Source organism: Erysipelatoclostridium sp. DFI.2.3, from assembly GCF_019132535.1.
Taxonomy (GTDB): Bacteria; Bacillota_I; Bacilli_A; order Erysipelotrichales; family Erysipelotrichaceae; genus Clostridium_AQ; species Clostridium_AQ innocuum.
Map to the genome: position 1 here is coordinate 40,666 of NZ_JAHOOJ010000019.1, position 12,501 is coordinate 53,166.

The 12,501-nt window shown below is 44.8% G+C and carries 9 protein-coding genes and 1 other annotated feature; all 9 genes read right to left on the reverse strand.

Annotation, left to right across the window (positions count from 1 at the left end; all coding sequences use genetic code 11):
- Nucleotides 1–8: 8 nt before the first annotated feature.
- Nucleotides 9–1,772, reverse strand: a complete 1,764-nt coding sequence (locus KSZ58_RS16930; protein ID WP_009270938.1) for a bifunctional homocysteine S-methyltransferase/methylenetetrahydrofolate reductase — start codon at nt 1,770–1,772, stop codon at nt 9–11.
- Entirely contained in the window at nt 1,769–4,129 is a 2,361-nt protein-coding gene (locus tag KSZ58_RS16935; RefSeq protein WP_009270939.1) for a homocysteine S-methyltransferase family protein, read from the reverse strand. The genes KSZ58_RS16930 and KSZ58_RS16935 overlap by 4 nt, the downstream gene beginning before the upstream one ends.
- Nucleotides 4,119–4,778: a vitamin B12 dependent-methionine synthase activation domain-containing protein gene (locus tag KSZ58_RS16940; protein ID WP_054344183.1), complete on the reverse strand. Its 660-nt coding sequence runs from the start codon at nt 4,776–4,778 to the stop codon at nt 4,119–4,121. The genes KSZ58_RS16935 and KSZ58_RS16940 overlap by 11 nt, the downstream gene beginning before the upstream one ends.
- Nucleotides 4,779–4,814: 36 nt before the next feature.
- Nucleotides 4,815–5,062 (reverse strand) — a binding site (T-box leader).
- 69 nt (nt 5,063–5,131) lie between these two features.
- Nucleotides 5,132–5,989: a patatin family protein gene (locus KSZ58_RS16945; RefSeq protein WP_008818809.1), complete on the reverse strand. Its 858-nt coding sequence runs from the start codon at nt 5,987–5,989 to the stop codon at nt 5,132–5,134.
- Nucleotides 5,990–6,179: 190 nt separating this feature from the next.
- Nucleotides 6,180–6,572: a hypothetical protein gene (locus tag KSZ58_RS16950; protein WP_008818808.1), complete on the reverse strand. Its 393-nt coding sequence runs from the start codon at nt 6,570–6,572 to the stop codon at nt 6,180–6,182.
- A gap of 106 nt (nt 6,573–6,678) precedes the next feature.
- Nucleotides 6,679–6,951 carry a hypothetical protein gene (locus tag KSZ58_RS16955; protein WP_009270940.1) on the reverse strand — a complete coding sequence of 91 codons (273 nt, stop codon included), beginning with the start codon at nt 6,949–6,951 and terminating at the stop codon, nt 6,679–6,681.
- Entirely contained in the window at nt 6,923–10,396 is a 3,474-nt protein-coding gene (locus tag KSZ58_RS16960; protein WP_217752830.1) for an InlB B-repeat-containing protein, read from the reverse strand. The genes KSZ58_RS16955 and KSZ58_RS16960 overlap by 29 nt, the downstream gene beginning before the upstream one ends.
- A 4-nt stretch (nt 10,397–10,400) precedes the next feature.
- Entirely contained in the window at nt 10,401–10,949 is a 549-nt protein-coding gene (locus KSZ58_RS16965) for a MucBP domain-containing protein (RefSeq protein WP_009270942.1), read from the reverse strand.
- 146 nt (nt 10,950–11,095) lie between these two features.
- A complete protein-coding gene (locus tag KSZ58_RS16970; protein ID WP_009270943.1) occupies nt 11,096–12,268 on the reverse strand; it encodes a BTAD domain-containing putative transcriptional regulator in 1,173 nt (390 codons plus the stop codon).
- Nucleotides 12,269–12,501: the final 233 nt, after the last annotated feature.

A 12,501-nucleotide genomic window follows, 5' to 3' on the forward strand; every position in this document is an offset into this window, starting at 1 on the left:
CAAAAGGGTTACTGCTTGTGGATATACGTAATCATATCAGCGATGATTTCCACGCGGTTAAAGGGTGTGATCAGATAATAGCCATCGATATAGGGCCGCATTTCATCCATGGTTTTACAGCTGATATCTACTGCCAGTTTCTGTGCCTCCTTTCGCGTTGTTCCTTCATACATTGCGACGATTTCTTCATCCACTTCGATTCCGGAAATTTCATTGTTCATATACACCGCATTGCGATGGGATACAATCGGCAGAACACCGCCCAGAATATAGGCCTGCAGCTCTTTTCTTGCTCTTTTCAGATTGAAAAGGGCCTGCCGTGAATGTACCGGCTGTGTTAGAAAGCCTTCCATTCCCTGCGTGACCTTGCGCTTTGCTTTAGCAAGCTCAGCTTCGAAATTGACAGCGTTCAGATTCAGTGCTCCAAAAACCATAAAGGGACTGGTGAACATCGTTTCATTCAGATCACGGATATAGCCTGCCAGAATCTGCGAATTGAAATTGAAGACTCCCTTGACCTCCTGACGGTCCTCACTGGGAATCGGATCGCCTGTAACAACCAGTACATTGCGAATCCCTTCAATCTGCAGACCGAACAGCAGTGCCTTTGTCGCATTGATATTGCGGTCACGGCAGGTCATATGCGGTATGACATCCAGACCCAGCTCCCGATGCAGCTTGCAGGCAATCAGTGAGCTGTCAACACGGGCACGGGCAATCGGACAGTCCGCGATGGTTACAGCATCCACTCCGGCTTCCTTTAGAAACTCCACATGATTCATAAAGCGTTCAATTTCACAATTCGCCGGCGGATCGAATTCCACTGCTATGACCGGCTGCTTTCTCTGCAGCTTTCTGCGCAGGGGATTGTGATCCTCCTGTGGAATACGCTCTGTTTCCTGTGCCGGCTGCTGTACCTTTTGTATGATTTTATGCTCCTGCAGAGCTTCCCTGGTCTTTTGAATGTATACCGGTGTTGTTCCACAGCAGCCTCCCAGCAGCCTTGCACCCTTTTGCCAGATTTCCCGCATTTCCTTTGCGAAATATGTCGAGCTGTCTCTGAAATAGGTTCTGTTTGCCAGAATGGTCGGATATCCGGCATTTGGCATGATCAGAATCGGCTTTTGTGTTCGATCGATGGAATCCAGCAGTCGCTTCATATGCATCGGACCGCACACGCAGTTCAGACCGCAGGCATCCACATGCTCATCCGCAAGACAATCCTGCAGCAGACGACTCATTGCGATTCCCTGACGGCTGTATCCATCAGCTGTAACCGCAAAGGATACAATAATACAGGCCTGAGGACACTGTTCTTTGATATACGAGGTTACCGCATGCAGCTCCTGCGTATTCAGCAGCGTTTCAAACAGGAAGCAATCCGCCCCCTCCGCAAGAAACACATCCGCGATTCGCTGATACTGCTGTGCCAGAGATACATTTTTCTGTTCCATGATCGGCCCGATATCCGCAAATACCTTCACCTTGTCTTTGGCTGCTTTCTTAGCTATGCGATAGCCCTCCTGAAGAATGCGCCGTATCATCTCCCAGCTGCATTCCAGATGCTGTTCATTCGCGGAAAAGGTGTTCGTCTTAATGGCATCCGCGCCTGCCTCAATATACTCCTGATGAATGGCCGCAACCCGCTTTGGATGGTTTAGATTTGCCATTTCACACGGCTTTTGATCCTCTGCATAGCGCTGTGCATAATATGTGCCAAAGGCCCCGTCAAACAGCATATATCCCTGTGTATTCAAATAGTTCTCTATCATCCCAGCACCTCCTTAGCGATGTCCGCGCTTTCCTTTGCATCCCTGGCATAATAGTCCGCATGAATCTGCTTTGCATAGTCGGCAGATACAACAGCTCCACCCACCATGATTTTACACTCATGCCCACTCTCATGCAGTGCCTGTATCGTTTCCTCCATGGATTTCAGTGTTGTAGTCATCAGCGCACTCAGCCCAATCAGACGTACCTGTTCCTTAATAGCGGTTTCCACCACAGTCTCCACCGGTACATCCTTTCCCAAATCAAATACCTGATAGCCGTAATTCTCCAGAACAACCTTGACGATATTCTTTCCGATATCATGGACATCCCCCTTGACCGTTGCCAGGATGATTTTCCCTTTGGATATGGATTCCAGTCCGCCTGCCTGCACGGAGCGGCGTATCTCTTCAAACGCACACTGCGATGCTGTTGCGGCATTGATCAGCTGCGGCAGATAGATTTCTTTTTTCTCATAGCGGGCACCGACCGCATCCAGTGCCGGTATCAGATGCTCATTAACTATCTGCAGCGGTTCTTTTTCTGACAAAAGCTTCGTACAGAGCTGCCGTGTTTCTTCCTTCAGCCCGCGCATGATGCTTTCTTCAATATTTATATGGACAGATTCAATATGCGGCTTTCCGCCCTCCCGCTTCTGCTGTGCATATATGCGGATATACTCCTGCGAATCAACATCGATTCCCTGCAGGACACGGTAGCTGCGCACGGCATCCATCATCGCCGCCTGATTCGGATTCATGATCGGCATACTCAGTCCGGCCTGCATCGCCATCGTAAGAAAGCTCTGGTTCAACAGAATACGGGATGGAAGGCCAAAGGAAATATTGGATACACCCAGCACCGTATGTACACCGAGCTGTTCGCGAATCGCTGTTAAAGCCTGCAGGGTTTCTTTAGCACCGCTTTGCTGGGCGGAAACCGTCAGTGTCAGGCAGTCCAGAAAAACCCTCTCCTTTGCGATACCGTAGCGCTGTGCAGTTTCTACAATGCGTGTCCCGATTTCCAAACGCTTCTGTGCACATGCAGGGATACCGTCCTCATCCATGGTCAGTCCAACCACATTGGCACCGTATTTCTTCACCGCAGGCAGAATACTTTCCATAACCGCCGCTTCCCCATTCACGGAATTTACGATAGCAACACCGTTCACTGCGCGAAGGGCCGCGCGGATCACAGCCGGATCGGTGGAATCAATCTGCAAGGGAAGATCGATCACGGATTGCAGCTCCTTAATCACCTCCACCATCATTTCTTTCTCGTCGATACCCGGCAGTCCTACATTGACATCCAGAATATCGGCTCCTCCTTCCACCTCTTCCATGGCGATCGCGAGGATTTCATCCATACGATGCTCCTGCAGGGCAGCCTTCATGCGCTTATTTCCTGTCGGATTGATGCGCTCTCCAATTACATGCACATCCTGTATACGCAGACATTTGGTCGGTGTACAGGCATAAGAGCCAATGCGCCGCTTACGTTTTTCTACAGCGATTGTTTTTGGAAGTGTATTCTTCAGCTCCTGTATAAACTGAGGGGTCGTACCGCAGCAGCCGCCTACATAGGCAAGGGGAAGCTTTGTATATGGCAGCAGCATGCGTGCATAGGCGGCAGCATCAATGCTGTAGGTATTCGTTAACGGATCGGGTAGTCCGGCATTTGCCTTGATGATCAGCGGCAGATTTGTCATCGCTGCAAGCTCCTCAGCAATCGGAAGTATCTGATCCGGTCCAAGAGAGCAGTTGATTCCAATGGCATCCGCTCCCAGCCCCTCTGCACATAAGGCAAAGCTGGCCGTTGTACAGCCGGTAAAGGTTCGATGATCTGCCTCAAAGCTCATGGTCACAAAAACCGGAAGCTGTGTATGCTCCTTAGCTGCAAGAATAGCCGCCTTCACCTCATACAGATCACTCATGGTTTCAAATATAACCAGATCTGCACCTGCCTGTTCCCCTGCAACTACCTGCTGGCGGTACAGCTCATAGGCTTCCTCAAACGGAAGATAGCCATTTGGCTCAAGCAGCTCTCCGATTGGTCCGATATCCAGTGCAACCTGAACGCCGTTTCTTCGTTTCGCGGCTGATTTTGCCAGCTGTACCGCTCTTGTTATGACTTCCTCCACCGTATACTGTGACTTGCACAGCTTTTTGGCATTTGCTCCGAACGTATTTGTATAGATAATATCGCTGCCACTGTCAATATAAGCCGCATGCACATCTTCAATGATTTCCCCATGCTCCATCATGAACAGCTCCGGAGAAGCTCCGGCAGGCAGCCCTTTGTCCTGCAGCTGTGTACCCATGGCACCATCCAGAAACTGGATTTTATTTTCAATTTCCACAGAATTTCCCTCTCTTTCGATAGGCACACTGCTTCACCAGTTGGCAGTGCCCGCACCCGCGCAATACAGCGGGCTGTATCCGATCCGCAATGCCGATAATAGCGGTAACGCTTTTCATCGGTACCAGCAGACTACTTTCATTCACATGAAGTCCAATACGCCGTTGTGCATCCAGCGCCTGAAGGAAGGATGCCTGCAGGGTGATCGGCAAATCACCATAACCGCATGAATAGCGGTCTGTCAGATAAGGATAGCTTTGCTGCAGCTCCTTTTGCAGATTATCGCAGACAGCCTCGATGGCTGCACTGGCACAGCTGTCAAACAAAACAGCCTTCATCATATCCTGTACCTGCAGCTTTTTCATTTCCTTATCGATCCGTGAGCCAAGCGTTGCCGCCATGAATATACAGGCATGGCTTTCCTTCAGCAAACGCTGTATGTCACTTCCTATAAACTGCACACCGCTATCCACAGGCTGCGCATCATGCAGTCCGAATACACGATATACGACACGCGGTTCACTGTATCGCAGAACCAGCTGTTTCATTTCCTTCAACACTGATCGCGTCTGTTCATCAGGATTGTTTTCCCCATACCCTAGAAAATGCAGGATTTCTTCTTCGCTGATATCTGTTAATTCCCTACGCATAAACCGCACCCTCCTTATAAATAAAAAAGCTCTCCCCCATAGGACGAAAGCTGTATTTCGTGTAACCACCTATTTCATATCCGCCACTGTCAGCGAATTCTCTTCAGTACGCCGGAAGCATCCGGTTATACCGCAGTGCTGTAACGGGCACTTTCCCGTCATGAACTCTGATTGCCCATGCAACTCCAAGACCATCTTCCTCAGGGCTTCCCTGTTTTCTTCCACCATATCCGAAAACTCTCTGTAAGCTTCACCCTGCATACTCTTCTCTTCCTTGTCTTTGATTTGTTACATTTTATCATGATAATGTTTTCACGTCAATGAAAACAAATGAAAAAAGCAGAGCAATCTGCCTATTTCTCCATAAACTCCCGAATCATATCCAGGCGGTTTTTTGTGTCCTCATATCCCAGATCAAACCAGCGTCCCAGCAGCTCTTTATCATGCGTATAGCGTGTAACCCCATAATCTGCACTTGGACGAAGAACAATTGCATTTCCCTGTTCCTCCAGCTCCTTTACAATCTGCCACTGCTTCTGATAATTGATATGGCGGATTTTCAGATTCTCACGGATTGTTTTATTCCCCGGATACATTAGCTTCGCCAGCTGAATCTGCCATCCAGGTGCCGGTTTACGCACATAATTTTCTTCCTTGGTGGAAATGAATACATGCTTCGTATTTCCCTGCCGAATGCTCTGCTCAATCGGAATCATATCAACAAGCCCGGCATCCATATACGTATGTCCGCGGAATTTATACGGCCGTGTAAGCAAAAACAGGGCACAGCTCGCCTGCATCAGAATCTGCTCTTCCGGATCAAAGTATTCCTTTGGAAAATATTCCACCTCATTGGTATCCATATTATATACACCGATATCCAGTAATGTTTTGTTGTTCATAAAGGCTTCATAGTCAAGGGGAGCATGCTTCTCGATGAATTTGCATACGTAACCGATGCCGAACACACCCTTTTCATGAATCAGAGGAGATACACCGATTGCACCTGATTCACATGCCGCATCCACTCCTGTGACACGTAGACGATCCTTCTGTTTTGCGACAAACGGCAGCAGAACCTCTGCACCGGCACTGATTCCAACGGTATATGGAAATTCAATATCATAGTCCAGAAAACACTGCAGAACTCCACAAGTATATGCAGCCTTTGTGCCTCCGCCTTCGCAAATCAAACCAATTTTTTCTGCCATTTTTCTACACCTCGCAGCCCTTTCATTATACTATGAGCTGACGGTAAGGTAAAGAAATAATTTACCTGTAACTGTAAATAAGACATTCAAAAGAAATCGTTTATCCGTCATTCTGTTTTCAGATGAAGCAGTGTGTAAAAGCCGATCAGAGCTTTATCCCACAGTGATATGCCGTGCTGATAAAGTCTTGCTAGCAATAAAACATTACATACTTCTGTTCCTGAACAGCTCGAATCAACAAAAGCTCAGCCGTTCGCAAGCTCTCTGTTATGTAGCCTTTTTCATAAGCAGGATCTGTATACAGCTGCAGTGGAAACAGTTTTATCCATGCATAAATATTTTTTTCAACCTGAAGCTCATGCAGAAGCTCCCTTATTTCCTGCCATGAGCGTATGATCAGGTAGCGTCTGTCCAGCATATGGTCAGATATCTTTTCAGCGATAGGAAACTCCTGTATATCGATCAGGTGTTTATGAAAGGATTCTTCATGTAATACCTGATGGCTGATATGTTCATCCTCCAGCTCCATCAACCGGTTTGCTATAACATCATCGATAATAAAAAGTGCACTTGTATTTTTCATGTTTCCTCACTTCCTTTTTTCCATTATATATATTCGAAAATTAGTTTTTGGTTAGATACACTGATATAAAAAGAAAACAGCCACATTCATGACTGTTTTCTAATCTTTATGAGCGAGCGGTTTCTGTATTGTTTTTGTTATCATCCAGTTCTTTCCACTTTCTGCCAAACAGAACGAAGATTACCTGTACGATTAGGAAGGCTGCCATAAGCAGTGTCCATCTGTCAACCAGAACCATCGCAAGTGTAATATCCTCCGTAAGGAAGAATGCTATTACAGAGACAACTGCTGTTATCGTGCTTGCCACACGCAGCCATTTTCTTCTCTTATAGCCTTTTGACTGTTCTTCATCATTTCTCATTGCGGAAGTTTTTTTCATCTTCCTCCTCTTCCTCCTTCTTCAGCTTGGATAACAGAAGGAACAGACCGAGAAGTACCGTACCACCGGCACAGATCAGATTGATCAATGCCCATTCATTCTGTGAGCCGCCGCCTTTCGGAGTTGGATTTTCCTGAACCTCTGTGCTTTCTCCACCCTGCGGCTGATCAGGATCATCTTCATTCACAATCGGTCCTGGATTCGGTGCCGGTGTCGGAGCTGGTGTCGGTATGACCGGTACGACGATTGGAGGAGTAATTGGATTCACAGGAATCTGAGGAGCTGCTGGTGCTGCCGGTATCGGAGTACCTGGATTTTGTGGTGTTACTGCAGGAGGCGTAGGTGTTACCGGCGTTGGAAGTATCGGAGCTACAACCTCTGCAAAGCCTGCAGTAAATACGGTATCCTCAGTGAAATAGGTGTTTCTCATAGCGTCTGTATTCACATAAGCATTGCCATTTGCTGTCCAGCTCATAAAGCTGTACCCATCATTTGCAATAGCATCTACCAATGCCTGCGGTCTTACTGCTGCTGTTGTATCGTTACCCGGACGGGTAACATATTCTACGGTTGTTCCTGTAACGGAGCCATTGGTATCCGCAACATATGCAAAGCGTACCTGATATTTATCCGGTGTACCATCCGGTGTTGTATCCGGATTCGGCAATCCGCCTCTGGTATCCGCAGAATAGTATACGTTGACGGTTACATGCTCACTTTCAACGACCTTTGTATCTGCAACTGTAAACACATATCCCGGAATGCTGATTCTGTGGGCTTCACCATACAGATAGGTTCCATGCTCGATATCATTTACCGTTATAGCAGGCGCGAGTTCTTCCCCTGTATCCTCATTGAGGAAACGAACAGCTGCAGTATAGGTATTGATTGCATAATTGGCCGTGAATACAGCCCCTTCGCTTGTAATTTCCATCCCCTGCTTCGGAGTCTGCGGAGTCCAGTTTACAAAGTGATATCCACTGTTCGCTGTAGCAGTTGCAATCTGATTTTGTGTAAGTCTACCGGTTCCGTCCTCAGCATAATTTCCCTGCTTATCATAGAGAGTGACATATGTCTTGTTGAAGCTGACGGTTCCGTTTACTGCTGCGAATGAAACCTCTGCCTGATATTTATCCGGTACATTGTCAGGCTGCTCAGGATCCGTTGAATCTGAACCATGATGATCTTCTTCAAAGCTTGCGTAGAATACAGTATTACTATGGATAATATACGTACTTGGGTCATTGATTTCTATACCTTCAGGGTGATTTACATCCCTTACTATCCATTTATCAAACGCATAGTTCAAATTAGCCGTAGGCACTGGCATTGCAAATCCTGTGATATTGCCAATCCTTGTATTTGCAAGTATACCACTATATAAGGTAGTACCTGTAAGTGTACCATTTGTCTCTGCTACAAAGTTCACATTATATGTTTCTTCCTTATAATCCGGCTTTCCGTTCCCGTTGGTATCCTTTGCGAATTCAGCGTATACCACAGTATTTCCTGTTACCTTATAGGTCCCAGGCTCTGCCGTTTCGATACCGGCTTTGTGTTCTACATCCTTCACTACCCATTTATCAAACGCGTAGCCTTCATCAGCAACTGCCTTTGGCTCTTTGTAGCCTTCTGCACTGTTGATTGCTGTGCCTGAAAGATAATCTTTATATAACGTGGTTCCTTCCAGTTTTCCGTTTTCTCCGGCTACGAAGTTCACATTGTATGTTTCTTCCTTGTAATCCGGCTTTCCGTTTCCGTTGGTATCCTTTGCATAATAAACACGAATGATATTATTTGCTGCTTCTGTATCAATGGTTAAAGGATTGTTTTTTACCTTATCCAAAGCATACGGACTTCCCCCATACGTTACAGAGACATCCGGGTTCAGTGTAATCACTTCTTCGAATGCAGCATTCTTTGTATCGGTTTTCCCCTTTACACCGTCATAATAATATTCTATGCTGTAGTCGTAGCTGCCCTTTGTAAATTCAGCAATGAAACTGGTATCCTCATTTAAATCCAGTTTCGTTGTCGGTGTTTTCGGAGACCATTTCAAGCTATTCTGATCATAGCCTCTTGCCGCTGTAGCTGTAGCTATCTGTTCGTCACTCAGATGTCCGATTCCACCGTCTTCAACGGTTGCATATTCGCTATTCTTATACAGGATAACGTAGAACATTTTATTTCCCGGTTCATTCTCATGTGCCGCATCTATTGTTCCGTTTACTGCTTTATACATCACCTTTATCTGATACTTATCCGGAATCTGATCCTTGTTTTCATCCTTACTATAATAAACCTTTATGATATTCTTCTTATTATCCGTATCGACACTCAGCGTATTGGCTTTTGTAAATGTAAAGTTTTCAATTGGAAGCTGACAGCTGGATCCTTCTATTATATCTCCAAATTTTGCATCCTTATATTCATCATCATGAATTTTTTTATTGCTATCCTCATCAAAATGCTGGATTGTATATTTCTGATCTGTTTTCTTCCATTGTGCATAAAGAGCTACCGAAGTTTTCACTGTAAATTTCGCATGTGCTGCATACCTGGTTCCTGATCCATCGGCCTTTGTATTCCATCCGGTAAATATATAGCCTTTTCTCTGTGGAAATCCTTCCAAACTGCTATAATCTTTTACCTCGTATTCATTTCCCGTCACCGCATGCTCAATCACGGATGTATCAAAACCGTCTATATTGGCAAAATAACCAATCTCAACCTCTACTGCCTTAATATAGCCATCCACATGCGGCTTTTGATTATCCTGTCTTTTTATTGAATACCAGACAATGTTAGTAAGCTCTATTTCCTTCCCTTTATCTACACCGTTTCTGACAGTGTATTTCAAAGGTATGTGTCCTTCGGGAACGTAAATGTAGTTACTGTCAACACCATTTTCGTTCGTTATAGGCTTCTTGTTTACATAAGCTTTCTGGTATGCCTCATCACTTATAAATCCTGAGAAGCCGGTCCCCTGATTATGCATTATATCATTTCCTGCCCAGTTTGGGCCATACCATGGATTGCTGTTTGAAGGGACGAAATTCTTCGGATTGTAATTACCTGCCAGATTTTTCGGAAGCTCAGAGCTAGGTAATAGTACAAAGAATTCAGCCTTTTTCGTGTAAGTCTTATTCTCATAAACAGCTTTGAAATTCATTTTACTATGAATAGCCATAGCTGATATATCTTTACCGGAATATATTTTCTGATCCTGGTCCAGTTTCCAGCCTTTGAAATTTTTATCTTTCAGTACAGGTGTTGGAATCGCAGTTTCGGATATACGATTGCCTCTTTCAGCATGAACAATTACAGGTTCTTCCGAATTATTATAAGCACCCCCGGCTAAATCAAATGATATATCGACAGGTGCGCTTAATTCAGCTTTGGAATATACAAGAGTAATCTCATTGCTTGTATTTTCCAATACCATAACGCTAGCATTCTCTTTTTAATGCTGTATACCCGTTAATTGCCTTTGCATCAATTGTCAGCAATTCATGCAGCTTCCCCTCTTTTACATCATCCGCTGCGAGCCGGTTCCCCTCCAGGTCCTGATAATGAATCGTAGCAGTCGCTTTCGTATAGACATTGATTACCAGATTTTTTTCTGATTCCCCAACCTCTCTGTTATAAACTATGCTGTTATCAAATGCCTCGCCATTTACTTTGACCTGTTCAACTGCATAGTTCGCATTAGCTGTTATTTCAGTTTTCTCCGGATTGGTAGCTGAACCAAATGTCAGTACCCCTGACGTCTTTTCAGCGCCATCCACATGCACTGCGACATTTAACTTTGAAACTCCCTCAGGAATATCACCGCTTCCTGTCTCATATACAGCGATTGGCTTATTCTCTGTTGTAATCTGTACAAAATCATCTGCGTAAGCTATATTGTCATTTGCTACAATAGTAGTCATAGAGGATGGTACCAGCTGCAATGTCATTACGATAGCTAACAGCAACTTACTGAACCCTTTTTTCATATACATCCTCTCCTTTCTCTTATGGTGTATATAAAGTATTTCCCACTTTACACGATTAGTATAGAGCTGGAGGAGTTAGAATTTGGTTAGATTGCATCCTCGGACAAAAAAAAGTTCAGCAGGTGCATGAACTCTTCATTTCTAATTTACTGATTTGTATTCTGTATATAATAGTGCAGTCGTTCCTTACGATTACGCACCTTTCCCTGAAAGCTCGAGGATACACGCTGTGCAATCCGATACGCATCATCCTCAAGCCGGCATGGCAGAAGGACAAGAAACTGATATCGGTTCAATCGGGTGAACACATCCCCGCTTCTTAAAGAGCTTTGTATGGAGACTTTCGCCTTTTCCAGTAATTTCTCCAGACGTTTCTCATCATCTCCGTCTGCTTTAATTTCGAAAATGAATAGAAAATACCGTAAATTCTCGCGTACTGCATTTCGCATGGAAATTTCGTAAATATAATCAAATGCAGTATTATCACAGTATAATGCCCCTCTGGAAATTTCCTTGCTCTTATAATAGGAGGTGATACCCTCAATATTTTTCTTCTCTTCATTATTTCCGATGATATCGGAATACAGCTCTTTCATTTTTTCTGAAAGACTGATCGCATATTCGCTTACCAGCATCCTGGTAGAGGTCTGGTAATATTCATATGCCGCAGCGTAATCGCCCTCACTGATGAGAGCCTGTATATAATAGAAATGGTTTTCTTCAACTGAGGGCTCCAGAGTGGCCGCCTTCAACGCAATGCTTTTTAATTCCGCATATTGCGCACTGCGAAGATAATACGCACACAGCTTATCCGTTACGGATAAAAAAACATTACGGAAATATTCCACCTTCTGCATGAACCACAGCTGCTCCGTATCGTTATATAAACCGCCATCATACAAATCAATGATTATTCTCGCATGTACGGAAGTATTGTCGTCATAGCTGGCTGCCTTTTCAATTGCCGCAAATTCCTTCTCAAACAGGGATGTATCGACGATGGTTTCAATCTCCGGCTGAAAACGGTAACCACCCTTTTCTGTGTGTATAAATTCGATATCCTGGAACGTATGAATTTCCTTCAGCAGCTTACGCAGACGGAAGATGTTGAATTTCAGAGAACTCAGCGGATTATCACTGTTTTCCCAAAACAGCTCCATCAGAAAATCTCTGGAGACGTTATTTTGATCCTGCAGGATCAAAACTTCCAACAGGCTGAGAGACTGGCGGGACAGATAATCCCGCATATTGAACACTTCTCCACCATATTCAATCGTAAAGCCGTCAAACAGGTGGATATACATTTTACTGCTGTTCATGAAATTCCTCCTCATCTCATTTGTATAATTGCTGCTAAGTAAATCCATATTCCAACACATAGATTCCCTCTGAAAAAAAACCTGCCTTATCATGCTACTGCAAAATCGGAAGAATGTCCACAATAAGGCAATGATATTTGTAAAAAAAGAAATTTAAAAGCTGCTTCCCGGGGTTGGATGAAGTCTTATTCTTATGCATACAGATACATATGCTTAATTTTCATTCAAAAAAG

Bases quoted from the DNA above. Each gene is read 5' to 3' on its own strand.
- KSZ58_RS16930 (WP_009270938.1), bottom strand. From the start codon at position 1,772: ATGATAGAGAACTATTTGAATACACAGGGATATATGCTGTTTGACGGG.
- KSZ58_RS16940 (WP_054344183.1), bottom strand. From the start codon at position 4,778: ATGCGTAGGGAATTAACAGATATCAGCGAAGAAGAAATCCTGCATTTT.
- KSZ58_RS16960 (WP_217752830.1), bottom strand. From the start codon at position 10,396: ATGGTATTGGAAAATACAAGCAATGAGATTACTCTTGTATATTCCAAA.
- KSZ58_RS16945 (WP_008818809.1), bottom strand. From the start codon at position 5,989: ATGGCAGAAAAAATTGGTTTGATTTGCGAAGGCGGAGGCACAAAGGCT.
- KSZ58_RS16970 (WP_009270943.1), bottom strand. From the start codon at position 12,268: ATGAACAGCAGTAAAATGTATATCCACCTGTTTGACGGCTTTACGATT.
- KSZ58_RS16950 (WP_008818808.1), bottom strand. From the start codon at position 6,572: ATGAAAAATACAAGTGCACTTTTTATTATCGATGATGTTATAGCAAAC.
- KSZ58_RS16965 (WP_009270942.1), bottom strand. From the start codon at position 10,949: ATGAAAAAAGGGTTCAGTAAGTTGCTGTTAGCTATCGTAATGACATTG.
- KSZ58_RS16955 (WP_009270940.1), bottom strand. From the start codon at position 6,951: ATGAAAAAAACTTCCGCAATGAGAAATGATGAAGAACAGTCAAAAGGC.